This window comes from Endobacterium panacihumi (assembly GCF_050847465.1).
In the GTDB taxonomy this organism is placed as follows: domain Bacteria; phylum Pseudomonadota; class Alphaproteobacteria; order Rhizobiales; family Rhizobiaceae; genus Neorhizobium; species Neorhizobium panacihumi.
On sequence record NZ_JBOZRA010000012.1, the window covers coordinates 1 to 22,717 of the forward strand.

Here is a 22,717-nt window from a genome sequence, read left to right on the forward strand (position 1 = left end):
CGCCTCCTCGACGCCGCGCGCCCGCAGCAGCGCCATCAGCACCGGTCCGAGCGAAAACTCGCCTCTCCGGCTGCGTTCCGTCAGATTGCGCAGATAGCCGCCAGCGGAATTGATGTGCCCTCCCCTCTCGAGAATGCAGGCGATTGTCGCGGCCGCATTTTCCGGCCCCATCACCTCGCAGGCCTCCTGATAGGCGGACGGACTGACGCCGAGCGCCGATCGTGCCACCACCGAGGCCCCCATCAGGTCGCGCCAGCTCGAAATTTCGCCGCTGGGCCCGTAATCGGCAATCTGCGGGCAGGCCCGCATCACCATCCCAAGCGGAAATGCCTTTAACGGCTCGGCAACACGGGTCCTAGTTGGCTCAGGTTTCGCCCCCTGCTCCTTTTCAGAGCGAGGTTCAAGTTCATAGCTGGACTCGGAGTTTGAATTCTGTATGTGGCGGCCATTTTGGACGTCATTGCTATCTGTTTTTTGAGATTTCAGCTGGCTTTCCAACCGGTTGAGGATTTCCTCGCGCAAAAGTCCCATCTCTTCGAGGGTATTCTCGACCTGGGCGCGGTTCGGCGTGCGCGGAAGGCCGGCAAGAATGGAGACATACATCGTCTCGATCATCTCCCAGTCGCCATCAGCGCCCTCGTCCATGGCAGCGGAAATCAGCTTGCGAACATCACGACGGCAGATCGTTAGTGCTTCCCTGGAACGACGAAACGCCCTCCCCTCCTCCGCCACCTGCTGGGCAAGGCGAGCGAGTTCAGCGGCGCGTAACACAAGCGGCTCGAGATCGAAGCCAAAAGCCTGCTCGATCTGGCCACCATTGTCGCGATGCGCGTAGCGTTTGCCATTGGGGCTATCACGGCGGTGGATCAGGCCAGCCTCGACGAGTGCTGCCAGATGCCGGCGCAAAGTCGTGCCGGCAATGCCATGCGCACGGATCGACAGCTGGGCATTGGAGGGGAACACCACCAGGCTCCCGTCGGGCTTCAGCTCATTGCCGGGATAAAAGGTCAGGAGCGCATCGAGCACGGCAACTGCGCGATCCTGCAGACCGAGCAGCTGGCGCGCTTCCGCGACATCGCGAAACACTTTCCATTTTTCCACGGCCCGCTCCGGCCGAGGTCCGGCCGCATCCAGCTGCCCTTTCACCAAGGCAAGCGTCATCGGCCGCCGCCCGAAAGGCGTCGTCACATTTCCAATCTGCATCGTCTTTTACCTTTCGATAGGCAAAAGAAATCCGCTCACCAAAACGGTGCCAAAGACTCTTGACTAAATTTCGTGGAAGTGTGATTCTCTAAGTGTTCAAATCAGAGAGGGTCTTCCACGGCGGCAACGCTTGGGGGGCCTTTTTCTTTTGCTGTCACTCTCCTTCCGAGGTCTGTTGACTGCGGAAATCCTTGTAAAGCTCTTCCAGCTGGATGGTTACGAACTCTCCGAAAGCCGGAGCGTCTTTTGCACTCATAGACAGAGTGAAAGTCTTGCCGCCCGACTGCGTCGTTACAGCGACGCTGTTTGCCGCAACTGCAAATTTTTTCGTAATGGGCTTCTTGACTGCTTTCGGCCTGTTCACGAACATTTTGAGGTCAGTCAAAAGGATGTTGAACCGTTGGGGCTCGTCGGTTGTCTTCAAATCGTCGCGACGAGTAGTAAGAACGGCCCTCTCCAAATTCTGCGGAGAGCTGAGCAGTTTTTTCAGATCTTCCCAGCGGTCGCGGCCAACACCTTTCGCCGCGCCCAGAAATTTAATGACTTCATCGGGCACAGTGTCGATGACTGCCAGCATTCTGGACAACAGGGTGTCGTCCACAGATAGAGATGCCTTGATGACTTCCTTGGACATACCATTTTTCAGGAGTGTGCCCGCAAAACGCGCACGCTCGATAAAAGTAAGGTCCGCTCGAGCTGTGTTTTCCTGCCCCTGTGCAATCACATGGGCAATGTCCTCGATATCCTTGACGATCGCGCGAACAGGGATTCCAAGCTCCCTCGCAGCCCGGGCGCGACGGTGCCCGAAGACAATCATGTAGCGACCAGGATGCTCGGGATGGGGCCGAACGAGAATTGGGGTCGATTGTCCAGATGCCGATATAGCGTCCCGAAGAGCAACAAACTCTTCCTCATCATTTCCAACTCTATCGCCAACGAACGAGCCATCTATGATCAAGGGGTCAAGATTTACTATGGTCTCGCCCTCAAGCAGGCGAAGAGAGTTTTCTGCAAGCTCGTCCAAGGACTGCTTCATCGCGGCAGATGCGCCGCGTCGCGTGTACTCTGTCCGCGACCCATTCGACTGAACTGCATCCACGTGAGAATGGCTAAAGCCAGTCAGGAGGTGTTTACGTGCCATCGCGTTGAGTCCTTTCTGCTCTAACTAGCTATGTTCTTGCGACTTTTTCCGAAATGCACGGCTGTCAAACAATGTCTACTTCCGACCCCACGCCTGATGAACCAGTGCAGCGATTTCACCGTTTACAGAATTCAAACATTCGTAGGCTCGCTCATAAGTAGACCGAGTGAACTGGCTCTTTTCCACTTCGTAGAGTGTCTGCTTGGTGATGCCAGCATCGCTGATAGCGGTCGACTTTACCATTTGGTTGGCCAGCATCCGCTTGTTGAACATCGCCTGCATGAAGCCGACCATCTGCGCTTGTGGCCCATCGGTGGGCTCATATCTAGTGACCAGATACCTGAACCAATCGAGTTGAACCCGTGCCCCCGCCCCTTTGATTGATTCCAGAATCCCACCAAGCATAAGAAGAAACTGGCTCATCGACATGATGTCCAGCATCTGCGGGTGCACCGTGATTAGGACCGCCGTTGAAGCAGTGAGCGCTGTAAGCGTGAGGTAGCCAAGTTGTGGGGGGCAGTCGATGACAACGATGTCATATTTATCGTCTACTTCCTTCAACGCGTTCGAAATACGAGTGAAAAAAAGTCTTCCTTCAGCCGACGATTTGTTCGTCGCTGCGAGTGGCGTCTGGTATTCGTACTCCTGCAGCTCAAGATTTGCCGGGACGATGTCGAGGCCTGGAAAGTTCGTGCTCCGTATAACCTCTGTTATCGACTTCCTTTGAGCGTCATATCGAAGCGTATCAAAGAGCGAGAGGTTCTTGTCGAGTTCAGGCTGAATGCCGTGAAGCGCTGTGAGCGATGCTTGAGGATCGAGATCGATTGCCAATACACGGTGTCCTGTCAGCGCAAGATACTGAGCAAGGTGGGCAGTGGTGGTCGTCTTTCCCGAGCCGCCTTTGAAATTTACGACAGAGATTACTTGCAAGCCCTCCCCGCTCCGTCGATGAGGAAGATATCGCTTGAAGTCGGACCGGCCATTCTTGTCGAGATATTGACGGATCTCAAGCATCTGCTCAGCGGTATATGTTCGCCGTCCTGAGTGCGACGTCGCGGGTACAGGACCCTTCCCTTCTAGATGAAGCTTTTTGACCGTGTTTTGCGCTACGCCAATGAATTCCGCAACTTCTGCCATCGAAAAAGATCGCAGTCCCTTCTCAGCATTAGGAGGGTATTGCTCCAGCCGCAACATATTCAGATTGTCCGAAATCAACTCACCTTGCTGCAGGATCTCCTGATCGAAGTCGATGACGTCTGATGTAGATACCAAATTCATTGCCGAACCCGCGATAGCGCTTTGCTGAAGCTTGCTTCCGTAAAAGCGCTATTAACATCACTGGTTTTAGGCGAGTCGGCAACCGGTTTTTCGTTAACGAAACCTTAACGCGCTTTTCCTGTTATACCAAAATAGCTAACCAATTGAACTTACTTTGTTTTATCAAATCTGCACGGCTGTCAAAAACGCATGGGCGGTGGGAGAGTTTGAGAGGAGGGGGTTAGGGCCTTCTCTCAAGAGGCAGGCGCAACGAGCGACTGCCTCCATATGGCCCCCGACGATTACCCCAAATTGCAGTAGATTCGCGTACGCGAAAGCGCCCGCCTTGGCTCGATGCCAGGGCGGGCGCAGCGGCGCTTGATCTGGGGAGAATCAAGCGGCCCGCATCTCGTTTTCCTCAATGAAGGTCGCGGGCAGGCCAAAAGCATCGAGCGCAGCATCAAGAGCGGTCTGAACATCGTTCCAATCCACATGTTCAGGATCAGCAAGATACGCTTGGATCAGCTGGCAGCAGCAAGCGGCGGCTTTGGTCGGATCGGGAGCACGGTCGAACATTTCATTTGCTCGAAAATAGGGAAGCCGGTCACGCTGGAGGGACGTGACCGGCAGAAAGCAGCGGCGGTTTATTCCGCTGCCATCGGGAAATCGTGAGCGTCTTCGCCGGGTGTTTCGGCCTCGGCCGCTTCTTCCGGCTTGAACCGGAGATTGGACGGCAACCAGTTTTTGCCCTTGATCGCGTTTTCAGCGTAGGCGGCGGCTTCGGCCTTCTTCATGCCGCCGATACCTGCGGCGAAGTCAGCGCCGCGCACCTCGGCAACTGCCGCTTGGATGCTGCCGCGATTGAGCATCGAAAAATAGCTGTCTGCAGTGGTTTCGAACCAGTCGCGCATATCGACATCGAGCGTGCGGCCAACCATACCAGCATGAGCAATCGCCTCCTTTCGGAAGCTATGTTTCGTTTCGACGGCGTTCAGCGTGTGAGCGGCTGCGAAGGCGAGCAGCCCCAAAAGTTCATCTTGTCGAAGGTCAAGCAGATAATCCCAAAGGTCAGCCGGATTGCCGGGGATTTGATGGCCGTAGTTCTCCGCAATCCGTTCCCACTCGATGGCAGCGCGGCAAGTTTCGGGGCGTTTCATCGAGCCTTCAAGGCGCTGATGCGTGGTGCTGATTTCTAGAGCCGTCATTCCCTTTGCCCCGTACTGGCCCGGGTAGAGGACGTTCAACAGCATGGCGTGTACAACGCTGACGAGGGCAACACTATGGTTATTCGCCAGTTCCACACGAAGGGCGGCGGTCTTCTGTGCCGTGAGGTCTTCGACCAATACCGCCGAATGGATCAGGCTCGCAGTTTCGGGCTTGGCGTCATCACCCGCCTTTTCGCTGGCGGCATCGGTTGTCGGCTGCGCCTTCACGTCCTCGTCTCGGATAAGGCCACGGATAATCGAGAGTTTGCCGTAGTGATCGATGGTGACATAAGCTCCCGCCGTCGCCTTGTCGTCGGCCAGAAATTCCTTTTCGCGGTTCTGTAAAACCTCCATCTGGTTTTCGACTTCGATCAACTCGGCCTCTGCGGCCTGATTATCTTCCTCGGCGTCGATAATAGCCGCAAGTTCGTCGTAGCGCACGGACAGCGCATCAAGCTTGGCCTGATCGTCGTCGCTGAGTTCGGCGCTCCGCGCATGTACGCGCGCCATGCCCCAGATATCGGGCTGTTGTGAAGCGCACTCCACCCATTTCCAGCCCTCGGCGCGTACCGCCTCGGCTTCGGCTTCCAGCTTCTCGGCAACCAGCCTTTCCAGCAACCCGCTGTCGCAAGCGTAGCCGCCGCCATTCCCGGAAAACAGATCACGCCGAACCGGCCCACCTGCCGCCTCGTACACGGAAAGACCGCCGATCAGCGTCAAGCGCTTGTCGTGGGCCGGTACTTCCTCGGCGGTCAGACGGCGCTTGATCGTTTGTGCATCCCGGTCCCAACTGGTGAGGCTGTTCCACACTTCCACTTGCCTTGCGTGGTCGTCGGTGATTGTGAACGCGGCAAGCTGCTCGAATTTCATTTCCTCGGCGCGGAACGCTTCAAACAGAACCGGCGCGACCTTCGCCAGCGCAAGGCGGCGATTGACGATGATTTCGGTCGTACCGAAACGGGCGGCGATATCCTTGATGGACTTGCCAGCATCGGCCATGGCCTTGAATGCCTCGTACTGGTCGGCGGGGTGCATCCCCTCCCGCATGACATTTTCCGTCAGGCTTATTTCGGTCGCGTCGGCCTCGGCCTTCACCATAGCATTTACGGCATAATCGGCGGCGATATCGCCACGCTCGGCCAGCAGCAACAGCGCAGCGCGGCGGCGACCGCCAGCCGTCACCAGAAAGCGGCCCTTGGCCCCTTTGCGCACGACGATATTCTGAACCACGCCATTGGCAAGGATGGACGCCGCAAGGGCTTCGACGGTCTCGCTGGTGTAGGTTTTGCGGACGTTCTTCGGGTCCGCATCAAGCTTATTGAGGGGGATGCTGATAATCTCGGTCATAGGTTTCGATCTCCAAATCTTCCCGTTTCCCTTGGGAGCAAGCCCCGCTAGTGGGCGAAGCCTCTGCCTGCGTTTCGCAGGATGTGCCCCCACATCCGGCGGAACGAAGGGGGAGGGCGTAGCCCGCTCCCGTCAGGTCGCAGAGCGGGTCATGGGTCGGGAGGAGGGAAACACGGAAGGTTCGCCGCCCAAGCGGTGAAAGCCGTTTTTCCAGACGAGCGACAGCGCTTGCGCGCTTGCCCATTGGCGCGATCGGGGAGCTGTCGTAAGAGCGGATAGAAAAGATGAAATGTGCGTCCGCTTCTCGGACGCTCTCTTTCGATGCGAACCGGCAAGCCGGTTCACTGCTGATCGATCTGCCCGCTGCGCTCCGAGTGACGTGCGCTCCGCTTACCGGGCAGCCCTAAGTTCAACCAGGTCGTGCCTCGAAAAGAACGGCTTGTTGCAAGGCAAAAAATCAACTGGCTTAAGGCCACGCAAAAAGAGGTAAGAAAGGGACCAATCGATGGAATGGGAAATCCAACCTTTTATCGGCATGGGGCCGCTTCGCTTTGGGATGTTTCCGGCGGAAGTCGCAGCCATTGTCGGCCCGCCTGAATCCGTCGATGAAGACGACGAATATCTTCGCGAGTATCGGGCGGTCGAGTTGCCGATCGTGTCCTATGAAAATAACGTAGTAACCGAGATTGAAGCATTTTACGATGTGGAAAACGTGATCTTTCGTGGTCGGCGTGTTTTCGACGAACCGGGATTGGCAATCCTGCAGTTCTTTGAGCAGGAAACCCACGGCGCTAGAGTGAATGCCGGGACCGTTTTGTTCAAGGATATAGGTATCACGGCCGGCCGCCTAGACGAAGGAGTACGTGGTGACCACTCGGTCACTGCTTTCGCTCAGGGGCTCTGGGATGACCGGCTCGCCCGATTCAAGGACATTACCTTTGTTTGAACCGCTAAGCACCATGTGCGCGGCGAGCTAGCGATAGACGGCAGTTGAGCTTTCACATCTACGAGCTTCCTGCCTGCAAAAAGGCAAACTAATGACCTGGGCCTTGGCTCCCTATGAAGGAATTTCGGACATTCGCTTTGGGCAGGTGCGAGGGGCCGTTTCAGCCTGCCAGCGATAACCGACCGCTTTCGCTTCCGCCTCGGCGCTCAAAACCCATTCGGCGTTCTTGAAACGATTTTCGAAATCATCTGTCGTCATGGCGCGGACAATACGCACCGGCTGACTTCCAATCAACGGGCGAGGCAGCCCGCTAGTGAGGGGTTCGGGTATTTGCCATGATATAAGCGGCAATCTGGAAAACCCGCTCTATAGCGTCGGTAATGTCCTGTGAGGCCTGTCTGATGTCAGGTTTTGCGGTCGGGTCATTTGCGATGCCATGAAAACCCTCTCTAAGGGTTTCGCATGGATCGGCAATCTCGCGCACCAGCGCCAATAATTGCTCTGTCGTAGCCATGGTTCTTTTGCCTGTGGTCTGCCACTGCGTCGGTCCAGAAGCCTATAGCATGGGTTATTAAGTTATCCCTGCTGCAATGGGGCATGACGAAGCGCCCGCGCAAACCGCCGCAACCGCTCCTGAATGAGGAAAATGCGCCGCTGCAAAGCCGGCGCGTGAAGCGTCGTGATCCCGAACAGCCGCAACTCCTGTTCGACCCAATGCCGGCGCGGATCGAACCTTGTCTTGCCAAGCTGGCGGCAAGACCGCCAAGCGGGCCGCAATGGTCTTGGGATATCAAATGGGACGGCTACCGGATTGCGGTTCATCGTGAACCGAACCGGGCCCGCATTCTCACGCGCGGGGGACACGATTGGACTTATCGCTTTCCAGGCATCGAGGCGGCCGCGCTTGCGCTTGGGCCGGCGACGTTCATCCTCGACGGCGAAGCCGTCATGATGGACGAGCAAGGCCGATCCGATTTCGGTCTGCTGCAGGCCACCCTTGGCGGCCGTGGCAGTAAAACGCCGGCAGGACCGGCCGTGATGATGGCATTCGATTTGCTCTATCTCGACGGGCACGATTTGACGGGAACCGAGTTCTCGACACGCCGGCATCTTCTCGATGATCTCTTGGAAGGCGAAGTCGGGAGCATTAGGCTATCGGAAGAATTTCACGCGGATCCTGATGTGCTGATCGAGCATGCCTGCAAGCATGGTCTGGAAGGCATTATCGGCAAAAACCGGGACCAACCGTATCGACCTGGCCGTACCGGCGACTGGATCAAGGTCAAGTGCGTCCAGCGCGAAAGCTTCGCGATCGTCGGCTTCGAGCCGTCCAGGGCAGCACCCGACGGCTTCGCAAGCCTGCTCCTGGCTGCCCTCAATGGCACAGAATACGTCTACGTTGGGAGCGTAGGAACAGGCTTCAAAGAAACGCAGGCTCGATCGCTGCGAAAGCAGCTCGACAAGCTTGCGCGAACGAAGGTCCCGCCGATCCGGTTTGGCGAAGGGCGCATCGCGACCGCGCCGCGCCTGATTGCAGAGATTGAATTCCGCGGTTGGACGAATGACCGAAAGCTGCGTCACGCGGCGTTCAAAGGCATTCGTGAAGAGGCGGATGCAGGGGATATCTTTTCACTTGAGGGTGATGAGACCGACGAAGGCTTGTGACGCCTGCAATCCGATGATGAAATCAGGCTCCACGACATGATGACGTGGCTCTCCTCCGGTCGTGGCGAACCCCATCCCCCTTATGCGTCACGGCCGGACAGCGCCTAATGGATGGTTCCGGCTTCGACGGGCCAGCGCTCAAGCGAAATGAACCGGCCTCTGTTCTTCAGGCAGGCGACGATATCGAGCAACAAGTGATCGCGGGGCCCGAAGTCCTCAAGGATGGCCTCGATTTTGGCATTGGCGTCAGGTCGATCGAGATCGATGACGCAATACATGTCGTCACCGATCGCGGCGATATCCGGACTGGCATCGATCAGCGCGTCAACAAGATCGGGTACGTCAGCGGCGGTTTTCAGCTTTGGCAATATCTCGGCTCTCCCGTTTCGCGCATCTTAGAGGATATCCCCCTCAGCTGGAAGGCGTTAGGTTTTGGGGGTGTTTTTACGAACTGAAGCGAGAAGTTGATTGAGGTCAGTATTCGCCTTCGACGCCAATGAGGTTATCGGCCACCTCGATAATAGCGGCCAGGACCTCCGCATCTGTCCAGCCGCGCTGCACTGCATCCTCTACCAGGTCTTGCAAGGGCGTCTCGACGGACATCTGACAAACAACGTGCCGGTTTTCTGCGCTTCCGGCAGGCGGCTTAGGAAAATTAGTCATCCCTGAAAAAGTAAGATCGCGCCCCTAGAAATCTAGGGGCTGTCCGAAAGCGGACATTCCATCTAATAGCCCTTGAAATCGCAAAGCCACTTGCCAACATTTTATGCGAGCGCGGTGCAAATTCCCGCTCGTTAAACAACGGCCCCGAATACGGGGAGTCGTGCCGAGGACTGGCATCGGGACGGCCAACAAAGTGCAGTGCAGAACCGAAGTGTTGTCTACGCGTCAGAGCCGATAACTTGCTCATGACAGCCGTCTCCGCCGAGAAACCAGTCATTTCGGCCACGAGCGGTCAGCGAACGCAGCGCTTTCAAACACATGATCGAGGCCGACATGGATTGGAAATCCGTCTTGGCTCAAGCGATCGCGTGGTTGAAAGCGACCGTTGCAAGTTCGCTATTCATCCTCGCCGTTTGGGCCTTCACCTACACCGCGCTGTTCAAACCCAACGATATCCAGCTTGGGGCGTTCAGCATCTTCATGAAAGCGTCTTTTGATAAGGCTGAAACACGGCCTTCTCGCGCGCCCGAGGCCCCCGAACATTAGCGGCCGTTCGGGATCACGACAGAAAAGCCGCGCCCTCGGGCGCGGCTTTGCCTCATTGAGGCTATTTTGCATTTCCGGCCTTGCCACCGAGTTCGACCTGATAGCTCACCTCGACCTTTGCGATGAGCGGAAGCATGACGGGGATGGAGATTTTAAGTTGGCCCTTGTGGGCCAACTTCGCGATTTGCCGGTTGATGAACTGGCGAAGGCGACGGCCGGTTTTCTGGCAGAAGGTTACGAGCGTTTTCATGAGGTGATCCTCCTTGGTGGTTGTGCGTAATCGCGAAGCTCGAATACGGCAGGAACCGCCGAGTGCATCGCGCAGCGATCGCAACGGAGCGAAGCGAAGTGGAGAACCCCTTGGGGTTGCACGCCAACGCGGGGCCTGACGTATCGTGCGCAGCATTAGATTACGTACAGCCACCAAGGAGGAGGAGCCGGCAAACGCGGCCTTCGTAGCCCCGGCCGTCGCCTTTGCCTTCAACCGGCAATTCGCGATCCGACCGCCAGGGCGGATCTCCATCGCCGTCATGCTGCAGCGGTGGTGAGTACACATCAGGACGTCTCCGGCCGGAAATGCAAAATAGCCTCAATGAGCCGACCCGCTTGCGGGCCGTCTGTCGTGAGGGGGAAGGGGAGTTTGAGGGGAGGGGCCGAAGGGGCGCCCCTCATTGCGCTTGTGTGCCGCTCGATGCGGCACTCAGGCGCTCGGCTTCACCAGCCTAGATCGGTTTCGGTGAAATCATTGCCCTTATAGGCAATCTTGAGCCGATAGGCGCGGGCGCAAGCATAGGTGAAGCAATCGCCCAAATTGAGCTTTGCGGGATGATTGACGATCTTGCCGAACTGCTGAGCCGCATCGAGCGCCTTGGATCCAACATCGCCGGTTATCATCGCTTCCTTGGCTTCCAGGTCAGAAGTGAACTGTTCGACCATCTGGCGGGCCTTCGCCAGCATTTCAGGGGTCGCGGGCTTGTCGCGGCCTTTGGCCTCTGCCATGCGCCGCGTCAGCGCCATGGCAGCCTCCATCCGAACCACTGCCGATACGTAGAACGCGCCTTCGTGCTGATCGAGCCTGTCCATCAGCTGGCCGGCGTCGTCTTCCTCGGCAAGAATGGCGACGATGACAGATGCATCAATGAACAGCATCAGTCTTCGCCCCACATTTCGTCCGTCTCGCGCTTATGGTCGCCGGGTGCAAACGGTCCCGCAGCGCGGGCCAACTCGAGCGATTTCGACAGACGTTCGCGAATAGGCCGGTTGACCTTCCGAAGTGCGATCTCACGCCGCAGCGCCATCTTTACCGCGTCGGTCTTCGTCGTTTTAGTCAAGGTGACCAGCTCGGCCGTAAGCTTGTCTACCTCTGGATCTTTGATGAAAAGCGCCATGCGCATATATCCTTGTGAGGATATAAATATATCCCAAAAAGGATATCCGATCAATGATCGGGTGTTATGCGGCGTCGTATTTGTCGCCTTCACCGGCCATGAGCCAAGCCGGATTGACGTCATGAATCTCGTGCAATCTGCGAAGAAAAGCAAACGGCATTTCTGCCGTGCCGTCTTCATATGAGGCATAGGATTCCGGCGAGACGCTGAGCATCATAGCAAAGCCGGTTATAGACTGACCTGTTTCGGCCCGCACATCGGCAAGCCGTGACCCCATCTGTTCTGTAGTGCTTTTCATGACATTTTCCTTCTCTCGGGCGGGAGGGGAGTTTCGAGGGGAGGGGAAAGGGCTCCCCTCGTCCGAACCTGGGCCGCTCGATGCGGCTCAGGGTCGGCGGCCCTCAATTGATCGGCGCGGCCCTCGTCGCCATCTTTGAGAACGCCCGCGCTATCGTGTGAAAATCCTCTTCGTACAGCGTTAGACGCTTATCGGTGTTGAGATGCACTGCGTCTGCCAAGTCCATTTCCTCGGCCTTGTCTGCTCCCTTCAGCGTCACGATAGCGCGGCCCTTCTGAGGTCGATCAGGATCAGCGGAGCATTCGAAATAGGTTTGAATGTCGTCCATGACATATCCAAACCCTTCAAGGGATTTTGGTTTATCGGTCACTGATCGTCTCTTTCCAAAAAGTTAGGGCCAGTTTCGGGAAACTGGCCCTTCAGGACAAGCATAAAATCGGTAGTTAGCGAACCAAGCCCAAGCGCTCGCCAACGCTCGGAGGCGTCGGCGTTCCGGCCTCCTTGGTCATGGCGACGATGGTTTCATCGCTCAAGCCTGAAACCTCGTAACCCTTGGCGCGGGCCGCCTCTATGAGGATTTCGAGGCTTGGATATTCTTCCAAGAAACCTCCCAACCAAAGGACGCTTTCGTCGGTTTCCTCGTCTGGAAACGCCGTAAGGAAAAAGGATCGCAACGGCGGATCATACCCGATAACGGCGTTTTCGTCGGTCTTGCTGCTGCTTTTTACGGTGACGGTGTGACGGCTCAATGTCGTTCCTCTCGATGACAAGGCCGCGCTTGGCGCGGCCCTCTGTTCACTTGAACAGCGGCATTGTCCGCTTTTTGGTGAGGTCGGCCCGGGCGGCTTCGAACTCGTAAGCGTCCCAATCTTCCCACGCTTCCCACCCTCTCGGGGTCGCGATCCCGTACCAGACGCGCAACCGTACCTTATCGCCTTCGAGATTTTCGACAATCTCGACGGTATGGGTCCCGCCCAATCCGGACGGGATATCGTAAACCTCGACGCTGCGACGGGCGGAACGTCCCGGCGCTGGCTTGCCTTCGCAGGTGTCGCATAGGTCTTCGCCTCGCGCGCCCTTCTCGCTTTCCCAAAAGCTGCCGCCGCAGCGCTTGCAGATGGATTGCACCATGGTCGGCCTCCTAGAACCGGAAATGTGTGAACAGGCCTTGATTGGCGCGGTGACTGGCAAGCGCGTACGCGCAAGCCTGAGCGAGAAAATCCGCTTCCGGCTTCCTTGCGCGTAACCTTGAGCGCTTCGCGACGCTTGCGAATGCGCGCGCCTATCTACGTTGCCAACCACTATCAATCCTATCGAAACCGAAGCCGCCGCAGGCGTCCATAGGAACCGGCTTGATGCAGCTACAGCGCCGTCTACGACGAGACGACCGCACAAGGGCACGCCCTGGGGAAAGAGACGCTGGATCTTATCACATACAGTCTCGACAGTGCGTCAACCCATCCTGCCGATTACCTCAAGGTGCACGTGACCTACTTTTTTGCGGATTTCGTAAGCGTCGAGGAGGTTGACCGCCTCACGGCGTTTGTCGGATCGCCGGAAGGGGTCGAGCTGAACACGGCATTTCTTCGGATAAGAAATTCCACCACCAGATCATCAGTTGCCGCGCTCGCCACTGCGATCAGTTGCCCCTCCGTTTCATGACCGAGTTCATGTAATCCAAAGCAAGCTTGATATGATTATCAAGGTACACGATAGTATCTGTACCTTGATCTATCCCAAGCCTACGGTAATTATACTGCACGACGAAGACGTGACCCTTGCTTTTTACTGGGAATACCACAACCTTAGGGAGGCTGTCTTCAATGTTTTCTACCAAAGGCTTTTGATCAAGTATCGCCCCTATAGCTTCTAGAATGTCTCGCCCAAATTCAACCTCGCGCCCCTTCGTCGCAGCCTCGAAGAAAGCCTCTTCGCCTTCATCACTCGCATACACCCGGCACTCGCTAAGGATTGAAAACTCCATCGAGTCTGCATGATCTATGAAGGTCCAACGGAGTAACCAACCATCGTGCAGCTCGGTCGCTGGCGCACTACGCCAGTCAAAAGCGTAATCCGTCTTGTGTTCTGGTTGCAGAAACCTCGACATTGATGGATTCGAAATCCGGGCTAGCGAACTATCAATCAGATTGAACGCCTCGTCGGGATCCTTATCAAAGTTCGCGTAAAGCTTGTCTCTGAGGAAAAGCGGGATCGTGCAGTCGTCGATCACGACGGGCATGACAATCGTATTCTTCTCTTCGAGTTCCCGGATCAATCCAGCGTTCAGCTCTCTTTTGCACCACTCAGAGGCCACAGAACTCTTGGAGAGAATCACGAGTATCGCACTAGACGTTGTAAGTGACTCTTGGATTTTCGATGTCAACGAGTCTCCCAGTTTCAATTCCCAACGATCGACCCACACATGATGCTTTGCGACCACGAGCATCTTCGCTAGGTTGTCAACGAACGCCTTGTCCTGATGGCTGTGGCTGATGAATATAGGCATTGGTTCTTACTCCCCAGCCGATCGATTAATGACTACAATTGGAGGCCACTCTCAGAGTAGAGAGGCTATTTTCTCAAAATTGAACCCGTTGGGCTCGGCATCGAGGTAAGCGCGAATTGCGCTGTCGTCGCCCACGCGCTTTAACATAGCATGATGTTCTTTTTCTTTACGTTCTAGCAAGGTACGCATCCCTGATAGGCAAAGCTCTTCGTTCTTCTTTAGTCCAACCTCAGGGATTTCGCGAAAATATCCGTATTCATGACCAGCCTTAAAGACACGGTCCAAGATGATGAGTTGGCCTGCCACTCCTATTCTCGGGTCGGTAACAGCCAAGCTAACATCGGTGCGCTTACCGTTAAATTCGAGCCAGGCATGTGAGATAAAGATGTCATCCGTCCCGTCGTTGACGTAGGCAATCACCGGAGAAGAATCAATTCCGTGCTTTTCTTTTAGGTGGAGGTAGAGAAAAAAAACAGAATGGTAGCACATTCCCGTTGCGTTACGCGACTTGATGACGTTGTTGTGCAATTTATAGGCCGCATCAAACAAGACCATTTCATCTCCGGAAAGGCCACTTTTCCAAACATCCAGCAACTTCGCTTTTTGCTTTGCTTGTCCCAACGGGGCCTCCTGTGAATCAACTTTATGTTTAATTGCTACATAGTGACGGAGGCTCCTACAAGGGACTGCTACAACGAGATGGGTTGTGTGCACTTTCATTGATCGATCTGCCCGCTGCGCTCCGAGTGATGTGCGCTCCGCTTACCGGGCAGCTCTGAGTTCAACCAGGTCGACCATATGAGGAAGAGCGGTCCATGACCGCCATGCTCGGATCAACCGGCGACAGGCCGGATCCGAGAAAGACGATGAAGAACATCGGAGGTTTCCGCATAGCGCCGGCACGCCGACAGCCAGGGCCGGGAAACCGGGAATTCTCGACACGCTTTTTGCCGGAATAAGGGACGCCGCAGGAGGCTCAGTATAGCGACCCGAAGGGGGAGCCGGGACCGACTTCCCCCGGCAAAAACGTTCCGCTTGTTAAAATAAGCCTTTAGGCCATACTCCCGCTATGCGCGGCAGATTACCTTCAGACGTCCACCTTCGCCCTGATGATCTCGCTCTGCTCGAACGGGTGTTCGCGCAGGTCGTGCCAGAGCACGACACCCATCCCGACGAGCTTTCAATGCTGCTCATTCGATTATTTCAGGAAGGAATGCGCGACGAGGAGAAGTTGTTGGCAGCTGCAAATCGTTGGTTTCGCTGAAAGCGTTACAGGTCTGCCTCGGCTGAAGGTTGCCAGGCACTGGCGTCCAATGCCTTCACGCGATTTACGAAAACTCTGTGAAATTCATTCAGTCGAGCCGTCAACCATTCGTGTTGACGCGGCCAATCGCTCCGGTCCTCCGGATCAGTGTCTGTCAACGCCGTTGATATGCGCGTGTCACGGCCATCGGGCAAATCTTCCCAAAGAAGGGCATAGCCTAACTCGGCTTCGATTTCGGCTTTTTGCGCATGAAGTAGGTGGAAATACGCCTTAGCATTAGTGTGAGATATATATATTTCCGCCCTAATCTGTCGTTTGTTTCGCGCGGTTGCTGCGGTGACTTGGATTCCGCTTCGGCCAATCGAATACCCCATCCAGGACTGAGGCTGCGGTTTCCGTTCTCTTGCGAGCGGACCACCCTTTGCCATCAAAGCAGTGCCAAATGCGCCCCAATAGGCCAGCTGGATCGCTTTGGTGCCGGAAAGCTCAGATTCATCAATCGCTCGCGCCGCCTGCGTGACCAGCTTGTTCCAGTTGTTGGGCTTGGAAACGATGTTGAAACGGGGAGCGGGCGGGGATGGTCCAATCCTCCAAAGCTCAACCTCTACACCAAAAAAGCGGAATGTCTCGTCAGTGATCCGATTGAGCCAATCAAGCGTGGACCGGTGTTCTTCGGTGAAACGGGCTGCGATCCAAACGATGGTAACTGCCTCCAGACCGGAAGCATAGGTTAAAAGCTGCCCCAGGTGCGAATGGTCGGTTCGTTCGAGCTGATTTTCGATCAGAACCCATGTGTTGGTACCAATGTCTTTGCACAGGATATCGGCACGAAACGGGCCGACAGCTCTTTCCTGTGCTTCTAGTTCAAGCTCCAAACCTAGCGTTTCGCTAAGCGTCAAAAGGTTTTCCTCGCGAGCCAGCCAAGGGGTGAAGTGCGATGATTCACTTACCCAAATGTCTCGCAGTTCGATCTTTTCGAGCTTGCCTAGATTATACATCGTCCAGTTTCCCCCTATCGTAAATCCTTCAATAGCTTGGAAGAGCTTACTCGGAAAGCACGATGACAACCTTCCAGCGAACGTAGTTGATGAGGATCGCGTAATATTCGATCTTGATTTTCATCGCCGTTTATGTTCCCTATTTGTTCCTTTCGCTCGCGTATCGTGAAAGGATATCCGGAATGCTCGCCGCCCTGAAAATCGAGGCAGAAGTCTATGTGCCTCTCATGCTCCACGGGCTGTGTGCTGGATTTCCATCCCCTGCCGATGACTACATTGAGGAATCTATCGACCTCACGCGGCTGCTGATCCGCAATCCGCCTGCGACCTTCCTGTGGAAGGTCGACGGCAATTCAATGCGAGATGCCGGCATATTCGATGGCGACCTGATCGTGGTCGATCGCAGCGTCAGGCCCGTCGACGGCGATATTGTCGTTGCCACAGTTCACGGCGAACGATCGTTGAAGCGGCTGCGCATGAATGGCGGCCGGCCGCGGCTGATGTTCGAGAATTCGGACATGCCGCTGTTCGACTTGCCCGAGATCGCGGAAGTCGAGATTTGGGGCGTAGCTCTTTGTAATGTCCACTGGCTGCGTCCGAGGAAGCGGACATGACCTCGTTCGCGCTCATCGACGGCAATTCATTTTATTGCTCGTGCGAGCGGGTGTTTGACCCGAAAATCGCCAAGCGACCGGTGATCGTCCTGTCCAACAACGACGGCTGCGCCGTTGCCAGGACACCGGAAGCCAAGGCGCTCGGCATCGGAATGGGCGAGCCCTATTTCAAGATCCGCGATCTCTGTCGCGATAACGATGTGGCGGTCTATTCCAGCAATTACACCCTCTATGGCGATATGTCGGCTCGGCTGAACACGATCTATCGGCAATGGTCGCCGGATGTTGAGGTCTATTCGATCGATGAGAGCTTTCTCGATATGACCGACATCCGCCCCGCCGAACGCGCCACCTTCGGCCGCGATCTGCGATCCCAGGTCCAGCAACGGACCGGGATTCCAACCTGTGTTGGCATCGGCCCGACAAAAACGCTCGCGAAGTTCGCCAACCATGTGGCCAAGAAGAATGCGGAGCTTGGCGGCGTCTGCGATCTGACCGACGGCAAGGTTCGTCAAAGCTGGCTCGACCGTATCGAGGTAGGCGAAGTATGGGGCGTAGGTGCTGCCTCCGAACGTAAGCTGTTCGGACTCGGCATCGAGACGGCCGGCGACCTGGCCCGCGTTGATGCGCGGCTTGCCCGTAATCTCCTAAGCGTGGTGGGCGAACGCACGGTATTGGAGCTGCAGGGCATATCATGCCTGCCGCTTGAGGACGTGCCGCCACAGCGGAAAGGTTGCGCTGTGACCCGTTCCTTTGGAACGCCGGTCACGGATCTTGCTGGAATGCTCGAGGCGGTTTCCGCCTACGGCATGAGGGCAGGGGAAAAGCTGCGCCGGCACGGCCTTGAAGCTACCCACATGGCCGTGTTCATGCACACGTCGCGCTTCAACCAGAAAGACAAGCCGCACTCGGCGCAAACGACGGTGCATTTCCCTGAAGCATCGAACGATACGTTCGATCTGATCCGCGCCGCCCAAAGCGGTGCGCGCAAGATCTTCAGGGACGGCCATCGCTACGCAAAGGCCGGCATCATCATGAACGATCTTGTCCCGGCAAGATCGCAGCCGCGGCCTTTGTTCGACGCGCGCGACCGCGACCAGTCAGACAGGCTTATGGCGGCGCTGGATGCGGTGAACGGGAAGTTCGGCCGCGGCTCGCTGATCCCGGCTTCGGCCGGCATCAAGAGAGACTGGCAAACGAAGTTCGATCGCCGCTCGCCGCGCTACACCACGAACATCAAGGAGCTGCCCATAGCTACGGCACGATGAGACGATGACCAGGAACGTGAACCCCGAAATTCTTGCTGACCTTCAAGAGCGGATCGACCAAATTGCAGGCGGTTCCGCGAAAAAACGGCAGACACTGCCTTTCGACGTGGATGAGATCGATGGTCGTCTACCAGGCGGCGGGCTTGCCTACGGCTGCACCCATGAAATTGCAGGGGGTGGAGCGGACGCCGTAACCGGCGCGGTTTCGTCCCTGTTCGCGGCGGGTATCGCCGCCAGGACGAAAGGGCCGGTCATTTGGTGTCTGCATCGGCACGACATTTTCGCGCCAGCGCTTCAACAGGTCGGGCTTGATATGGGCCGCGTGATCTTTGTCGAGACCGACAAAGAAGAGACTGTTTTGGAGAACGCCGAAGAGGCCCTTCGCTATGGCGGCATTGGCGCCGTCATTGCCGAAACAGTGCGCCTGCCAATGGTCGCATCGCGCCGCCTTCAGCTCGCAGCTGAACAGACCGGCACGCTCGGCTTGATCATTCGGCGCTGGCGCCGGCAGACAGAAGCGACGGATTACGGCCAACCCACGGCCTCCGTCACGCGCTGGCGCGTGTCGTCAATGCCATCCGAACCGCTTCCGGTTCCAGGGCTTGGTCGGCCGCGCTGGCTGATTGAGCTGATGCGCTCGCGGGCGGGCGAGGCGTTCGATGTCGAAGTAGGGGCTTGCGATGAGGCGGGCAGGATGGCGAGCATTCAGCGACACAACCACGACTGGCCGGAATGGAGAATGGCGCAATGACACGTCCCCGGCTGAAAGACTATCGAGCGGACAAGATCGACATGGTTTGCCGTCGTTGCGATCGACACGGCGTCTATGATCGAAAGGCATTGGTGAAAAAGTTCGGAGCGTCGATCGAGTTTGTCGAGATCCGCCGTCGCCTTGCGATCGGCTGCGATCGACGCGGCACGGATAAGTGCGAAGCAAGATTTCCGTGCCTGTTGAAAGCAGGCGTTTTGATTGAACCAAACCGCTAAAAGAATAGCTTGTCCGGAATTGCTGCTTTAGCGTTGCGATACTGGGGGTACTCAATATGAAGAAAAAGAATATTAGCGGGCGGAAACATGAGCGGAAGATTCTCAGGAGACTTCCGAAGCAGGATCGAGCGCTCGATCGTGTCATCAGCATTTTAAGTGTTGCTGAGAAGCTGATCGGTGAACAGGGAATCGATGCAGTGACGATGAAAGAAATTGGCAGACAGTCCGGTGGACCGATCTCGTCGGTGTATCAGTATTTCCCAGACAAGGCGGCAATCCTCGCCATGCTCCATGACCGCCACGTGAACCTGACCCGTAGTCTAGTAGCCGAAGTGGTTGCAACCATCAAATCTCGCCAAGATGCGCTCGAGGCACCGGGTCGGCTGTTCGACGCCTACTATCGTGCAATGCGCGAGAACGCCGCCGCGGTCCAAATCCTGATGGCCATAAAGGCGAGCAAGAGCCTTGCGGAGCAGGATATTGAGGAGACACGGTATCAGGTGCAGGATTTTTACGAGGCGACCGAGCAGTACGTTGCGCAGTCAAGACGGGAAGATTTTAAGGCAGCCCTGTTTCTGATGTTCAACATGGCGGATGCGACACTGCGCCTGGCCCTCAAATCACCGCCGCAGGAATGCGAGGCCTATATCGCTCATTTCAAGGTGATTGTTGAGACTCAAGTCACTTTCTTCTTCGATGGCCGATGGCCTAACTGGCCGGTGAGCATCAAGGCCAGCGCGTAAAACGAAGAGAGCCGCCTGAAGGCGGCTCGGTAATTACTGGCGTTAGGTCCACTGGCCGGAGAAATGGCATGTAAGGGCTTGGATTCCGCTGTACTCATACCAATCGTAGTTGGGATCGTCGCACTTCCTTTATCTCGAGTGAGGCGTCCGGTTCAGGCGGAGGCGGCAAGCTGTGCTGCGAATTCGCGATAGCCATGCAGCGGGCGACCCAGGATTTGTGTCAGGCGCTCGACATCGCCTGCCTGGGGAACCATGCCGTCACTGACGTAGCGCTCGGCCATCAGGCGCATTTCGTAAGCCATCCACTTCGGCATGACGTTGGCGAGGTTCTGCTCGAAGCCGGACGGATCATCGCCGCCATAGACGACAGGTCGGCCCAGGGTTTCAGACCAGATGGCCGCGAGGCCTGCGCCGGTAAGCGTATCCGGGCCAACCAGGTTGATGGTCTCGCTCGGCAGTTTTTCTGCGGCCCGGTCGCGGCGCACGAGTTCGATCGCCGCGACTTCAGCGATATCTCTGGCATCGACCATAGCCACGCCCTTGCTGCCAATCGGCATCGGGTAGACGCCGTAATTGAAGATGACATCCTTGATCATCACTTCGTTGTCGATGAAATAGGCTGGACGCAGGATCGTGGCGCTGAAGCCCATGGCATCGAGCATGCGTTCCGCACCATATTTTACCGCGAAGTGCGGGACGTTTACCGCCCGGTCGGCATCGAAGACAGACAGATAGACAACCCGTTCGACACCTGCTTCCCGCGCAATGTTGAGGGCAATGATGGCCTGGGTGAATTCGTCGCCGGCAACAGCGTTCAGCAGGAACAGTGTGCTGACGCCGCTGAAGGCCGGGCGGAGCGCATCGATGTCTAGCATGTCACCCTGAACCACCTCGACGCCGGAAGCAAAGTCAGCCTTGGCGGGGTCGCGCACGAGGACGCGGACATCTGCATTGCGGGCCACAAGCTGGTCAACGACATGGCGGCCAACGCGGCCGGTAGCGCCTGTTACGAGAATGGTCATGGAAGTTCTCCTTGGTTCGGTGTGAAAGACTTCGGTATTGAAGACACGCCGAATATGGATGGTTCACATTCGCACCAATAGACGCTAAATATAGACGAATCGTCTCGCTGATGGAACACTCATGGATCTGGCTGCTCTCGTTGATTTTGTCACCGTCGCCCGCCATGGCGGGTTCGGCCGCGCCTCCCGCGCCACCGGACGGCCAAAGGCAACGCTCTCGCGCCGCGTAGCGGAACTGGAGGCAAGCCTCGGCCTGCGATTATTCGAACGCAGCGCGCGGATGCTCAAGCTGACGGAGGAAGGGCGCGCGCTTCAAGAGCGGGCGGGTGCTCTGCTGACCGAACTCGACGAGACTGCCACCGCCATCGCTTCCGGCGGCGACAGGCCTCGCGGAAGGTTGCGGATAAGCGCGCCATTGCTGTTCTCGCAGACGGCTATGGGCAAGCTGGCTGCCGGCTTCGCTCTGAAATACCCGGAAGTGCGCTTGGAAATTACGACAGAAGATCGGCCTGTCGACATGGTTGAAGAAGGCTACGATCTTGTTATCAGGGTCAATCCTGCCCCGGATGAGAGCCTCGTGGGCCGAGCTTTCCTGCGGGATGGATTGGCGGTTGTGGCAGCGCCAAGCCTTGTTTATCCAGCCGGAGGTGTTGTGCCAGCCGTCGTCCGTGGTGCATCCGGCCAGACGCGCTCGTGGACGATGACCACACCGACGGGCCGCACCAATCTCAACATCGACCCTGTGCTAAGTCTGTCCTCAATGACCATGGTTCGCGACGCCGTGCGGCTGGGCGTGGGTGCCGCCCGTCTTCCCCTGTCGCTCGTCAGCCATGACATAGCTGAGGGTAGGCTGGTTCACTTGGGAGATGTCGAAGGGCCGGAAACGGCGCTATGGGCGCTGTATCCTTCACGTCGCCTTCTCAGCGCGCGGGTATCTGCTTTCCTCGACTATCTCAAAGAGGCCTTTCCCTCGGGGTCTGCCGAAGAACTGGCAGCCTATGTCGAAAGATAGCGGCGCTATCCGCGTCCTCTTCTGGCGCAAAGCCGCCCTCAATGGGGCGGCTCAGCGGCGACCGATGCTTCAAAAGCTGCTTCTTCCTCGGCGAGATTCGCCTCGGCCATCGCCAGCTCGGCGGCGATCTGGCGGCGCTCGGCCTGATCAAAAACCGCTTTAAGCTCGGCCCGCAGTTCCTGAATGTGATCGTAAGTGGTCATTTGTCAGCTCCTTTGAATGAAAACAAAGGTCGCCAACCGATAAGGGAGGGGCTGAGTCAATGACGGCCAAAGGCCGCCTCCGGGGCGTGGGGGAACCGATTTCGTTGCGCAGCGGCGAAATTGGCGGGACCGCGCATCATTGACGCAGGTCTTTCCGTTCGGTGTAATTGGGCCATGTTGAGAGAGATAAACCTCTCCGTATTCCGCCCTCTAATCTTCGACTGTCATGACCATTACGCGCCAAACCCTTCGATATCATGCCGCCCCTAGCCGGGTTTATGCAGGCACATGGACCGTGATCGACATCTTCACCGGCCTGCCGATCGTCGTTGGGGGCATCGTCATGGATTGCCTTTCGGCCGAACACGTCAACGAAATGGTCGATGAGCTGAACTACGAGGATCTGGATATGCGTGGCATGCTGCGTCCAGGTCCGTGATC

At 56.8% G+C, this 22,717-nt stretch carries 29 protein-coding genes; 10 read left to right on the forward strand and 19 right to left on the reverse strand.

Annotated elements, in window-relative coordinates:
* From repC to ACRQ1B_RS28145, 5 genes are all read right to left on the reverse strand, one after another.
* On the reverse strand, positions 1–1,203 hold a 1,203-nt coding region (repC, locus tag ACRQ1B_RS28125), incomplete at its 3' end, for a plasmid replication protein RepC (protein WP_432297564.1).
* A 154-nt stretch (positions 1,204–1,357) separates the two neighbouring features.
* Positions 1,358–2,344: a plasmid partitioning protein RepB gene (repB, locus tag ACRQ1B_RS28130; protein ID WP_432297565.1), complete on the reverse strand. Its 987-nt coding sequence runs from the start codon at positions 2,342–2,344 to the stop codon at positions 1,358–1,360.
* 75 nt (positions 2,345–2,419) lie between these two features.
* Positions 2,420–3,622: a plasmid partitioning protein RepA gene (gene repA / locus ACRQ1B_RS28135; protein WP_432297566.1), complete on the reverse strand. Its 1,203-nt coding sequence runs from the start codon at positions 3,620–3,622 to the stop codon at positions 2,420–2,422.
* Between the two features lie 372 nt (positions 3,623–3,994).
* Positions 3,995–4,177 (reverse strand): hypothetical protein, encoded by a 183-nt coding sequence (locus ACRQ1B_RS28140; protein ID WP_432297567.1) that lies wholly within the window; start codon positions 4,175–4,177, stop codon positions 3,995–3,997.
* A gap of 68 nt (positions 4,178–4,245) precedes the next feature.
* Positions 4,246–6,153 (reverse strand): ParB/RepB/Spo0J family partition protein, encoded by a 1,908-nt coding sequence (locus tag ACRQ1B_RS28145; protein WP_432297569.1) that lies wholly within the window; start codon positions 6,151–6,153, stop codon positions 4,246–4,248.
* A 505-nt stretch (positions 6,154–6,658) separates the two neighbouring features.
* On the opposite strand from ACRQ1B_RS28145, the gene ACRQ1B_RS28150 reads away from it, so the two are divergent.
* Positions 6,659–7,099, forward strand: coding sequence for a hypothetical protein (locus tag ACRQ1B_RS28150; RefSeq protein ID WP_432297570.1), 441 nt, complete (start codon positions 6,659–6,661; stop codon positions 7,097–7,099).
* Between the two features lie 310 nt (positions 7,100–7,409).
* Here the strand turns inward: ACRQ1B_RS28150 and ACRQ1B_RS28155 are convergent, their stop codons facing one another.
* Positions 7,410–7,613: a hypothetical protein gene (locus ACRQ1B_RS28155; RefSeq protein ID WP_432297572.1), complete on the reverse strand. Its 204-nt coding sequence runs from the start codon at positions 7,611–7,613 to the stop codon at positions 7,410–7,412.
* An 83-nt stretch (positions 7,614–7,696) separates the two neighbouring features.
* On the opposite strand from ACRQ1B_RS28155, the gene ligD reads away from it, so the two are divergent.
* On the forward strand, positions 7,697–8,764 hold the full coding sequence (gene ligD / locus ACRQ1B_RS28160) for a non-homologous end-joining DNA ligase (protein WP_432297574.1): 1,068 nt from the start codon (positions 7,697–7,699) through the stop codon (positions 8,762–8,764).
* 104 nt (positions 8,765–8,868) lie between these two features.
* On the opposite strand, the gene ACRQ1B_RS29225 is transcribed toward ligD, so the two are convergent.
* Positions 8,869–9,132, reverse strand: coding sequence for a hypothetical protein (locus tag ACRQ1B_RS29225; protein ID WP_489753114.1), 264 nt, complete (start codon positions 9,130–9,132; stop codon positions 8,869–8,871).
* A gap of 613 nt (positions 9,133–9,745) precedes the next feature.
* On the opposite strand from ACRQ1B_RS29225, the gene ACRQ1B_RS28170 reads away from it, so the two are divergent.
* Positions 9,746–9,973, forward strand: coding sequence for a hypothetical protein (locus ACRQ1B_RS28170; RefSeq protein WP_432297577.1), 228 nt, complete (start codon positions 9,746–9,748; stop codon positions 9,971–9,973).
* A gap of 61 nt (positions 9,974–10,034) precedes the next feature.
* Here ACRQ1B_RS28170 and ACRQ1B_RS28175 read toward each other — a convergent pair whose 3' ends face one another.
* From ACRQ1B_RS28175 to ACRQ1B_RS28215, 9 genes are all read right to left on the reverse strand, one after another.
* Positions 10,035–10,223 (reverse strand): hypothetical protein, encoded by a 189-nt coding sequence (locus ACRQ1B_RS28175; protein ID WP_432297578.1) that lies wholly within the window; start codon positions 10,221–10,223, stop codon positions 10,035–10,037.
* Positions 10,224–10,687: 464 nt separating this feature from the next.
* Complete coding sequence (locus tag ACRQ1B_RS28180; protein ID WP_432297580.1) at positions 10,688–11,122, reverse strand: type II toxin-antitoxin system VapC family toxin; 435 nt, start codon at positions 11,120–11,122, stop codon at positions 10,688–10,690.
* Positions 11,122–11,361: a type II toxin-antitoxin system VapB family antitoxin gene (locus ACRQ1B_RS28185; protein WP_080831249.1), complete on the reverse strand. Its 240-nt coding sequence runs from the start codon at positions 11,359–11,361 to the stop codon at positions 11,122–11,124. Before ACRQ1B_RS28185 ends, ACRQ1B_RS28180 begins: the two co-directional genes overlap by 1 nt.
* Positions 11,362–11,425: 64 nt before the next feature.
* A complete protein-coding gene (locus tag ACRQ1B_RS28190) occupies positions 11,426–11,659 on the reverse strand; it encodes a helix-turn-helix domain-containing protein (RefSeq protein WP_432297582.1) in 234 nt (77 codons plus the stop codon).
* A 103-nt stretch (positions 11,660–11,762) separates the two neighbouring features.
* A complete protein-coding gene (locus tag ACRQ1B_RS28195; RefSeq protein ID WP_432297584.1) occupies positions 11,763–12,029 on the reverse strand; it encodes a hypothetical protein in 267 nt (88 codons plus the stop codon).
* Positions 12,030–12,102: 73 nt separating this feature from the next.
* Positions 12,103–12,408, reverse strand: a complete 306-nt coding sequence (locus tag ACRQ1B_RS28200; RefSeq protein ID WP_432297585.1) for a hypothetical protein — start codon at positions 12,406–12,408, stop codon at positions 12,103–12,105.
* A gap of 46 nt (positions 12,409–12,454) precedes the next feature.
* Complete coding sequence (locus ACRQ1B_RS28205; protein ID WP_432297586.1) at positions 12,455–12,790, reverse strand: hypothetical protein; 336 nt, start codon at positions 12,788–12,790, stop codon at positions 12,455–12,457.
* A 508-nt stretch (positions 12,791–13,298) separates the two neighbouring features.
* Positions 13,299–14,165, reverse strand: a complete 867-nt coding sequence (locus ACRQ1B_RS28210) for a toll/interleukin-1 receptor domain-containing protein (protein WP_432297587.1) — start codon at positions 14,163–14,165, stop codon at positions 13,299–13,301.
* A gap of 51 nt (positions 14,166–14,216) precedes the next feature.
* Complete coding sequence (locus ACRQ1B_RS28215; protein WP_432297589.1) at positions 14,217–14,786, reverse strand: hypothetical protein; 570 nt, start codon at positions 14,784–14,786, stop codon at positions 14,217–14,219.
* Between the two features lie 448 nt (positions 14,787–15,234).
* On the opposite strand from ACRQ1B_RS28215, the gene ACRQ1B_RS28220 reads away from it, so the two are divergent.
* On the forward strand, positions 15,235–15,429 hold the full coding sequence (locus ACRQ1B_RS28220) for a hypothetical protein (RefSeq protein WP_432297590.1): 195 nt from the start codon (positions 15,235–15,237) through the stop codon (positions 15,427–15,429).
* Positions 15,430–15,434: 5 nt separating this feature from the next.
* Here ACRQ1B_RS28220 and ACRQ1B_RS28225 read toward each other — a convergent pair whose 3' ends face one another.
* Positions 15,435–16,427, reverse strand: coding sequence for a DUF4268 domain-containing protein (locus ACRQ1B_RS28225; protein WP_432297591.1), 993 nt, complete (start codon positions 16,425–16,427; stop codon positions 15,435–15,437).
* Between the two features lie 182 nt (positions 16,428–16,609).
* Between ACRQ1B_RS28225 and ACRQ1B_RS28230 the strand changes: the two genes are divergently transcribed.
* The 4 genes from ACRQ1B_RS28230 to ACRQ1B_RS28245 all read left to right on the forward strand — a co-directional run bounded on the left by ACRQ1B_RS28230 (position 16,610) and on the right by ACRQ1B_RS28245 (position 20,039).
* Positions 16,610–17,041, forward strand: coding sequence for a LexA family protein (locus tag ACRQ1B_RS28230; RefSeq protein ID WP_432297592.1), 432 nt, complete (start codon positions 16,610–16,612; stop codon positions 17,039–17,041).
* Entirely contained in the window at positions 17,038–18,309 is a 1,272-nt protein-coding gene (locus tag ACRQ1B_RS28235; protein WP_432297593.1) for a Y-family DNA polymerase, read from the forward strand. The genes ACRQ1B_RS28230 and ACRQ1B_RS28235 overlap by 4 nt, the downstream gene beginning before the upstream one ends.
* Positions 18,310–18,313: 4 nt before the next feature.
* The gene (locus tag ACRQ1B_RS28240; protein WP_432297594.1) at positions 18,314–19,060 is read left to right on the forward strand and encodes an ImuA family protein; all 747 of its coding nucleotides are present in this window, start codon (positions 18,314–18,316) and stop codon (positions 19,058–19,060) included.
* 292 nt (positions 19,061–19,352) lie between these two features.
* Positions 19,353–20,039, forward strand: coding sequence for a TetR/AcrR family transcriptional regulator (locus tag ACRQ1B_RS28245; RefSeq protein WP_432297595.1), 687 nt, complete (start codon positions 19,353–19,355; stop codon positions 20,037–20,039).
* 152 nt (positions 20,040–20,191) lie between these two features.
* On the opposite strand, the gene ACRQ1B_RS28250 is transcribed toward ACRQ1B_RS28245, so the two are convergent.
* The gene (locus ACRQ1B_RS28250) at positions 20,192–21,061 is read right to left on the reverse strand and encodes an SDR family oxidoreductase (protein ID WP_432297596.1); all 870 of its coding nucleotides are present in this window, start codon (positions 21,059–21,061) and stop codon (positions 20,192–20,194) included.
* A gap of 121 nt (positions 21,062–21,182) precedes the next feature.
* Between ACRQ1B_RS28250 and ACRQ1B_RS28255 the strand changes: the two genes are divergently transcribed.
* Positions 21,183–22,073, forward strand: a complete 891-nt coding sequence (locus ACRQ1B_RS28255; RefSeq protein WP_432297597.1) for a LysR family transcriptional regulator — start codon at positions 21,183–21,185, stop codon at positions 22,071–22,073.
* A 38-nt stretch (positions 22,074–22,111) separates the two neighbouring features.
* Here the strand turns inward: ACRQ1B_RS28255 and ACRQ1B_RS28260 are convergent, their stop codons facing one another.
* Positions 22,112–22,276 (reverse strand): hypothetical protein, encoded by a 165-nt coding sequence (locus tag ACRQ1B_RS28260; protein ID WP_432297599.1) that lies wholly within the window; start codon positions 22,274–22,276, stop codon positions 22,112–22,114.
* A 295-nt stretch (positions 22,277–22,571) separates the two neighbouring features.
* On the opposite strand from ACRQ1B_RS28260, the gene ACRQ1B_RS28265 reads away from it, so the two are divergent.
* Positions 22,572–22,715: a hypothetical protein gene (locus tag ACRQ1B_RS28265; RefSeq protein ID WP_432297600.1), complete on the forward strand. Its 144-nt coding sequence runs from the start codon at positions 22,572–22,574 to the stop codon at positions 22,713–22,715.
* Positions 22,716–22,717 lie beyond the last annotated feature (2 nt).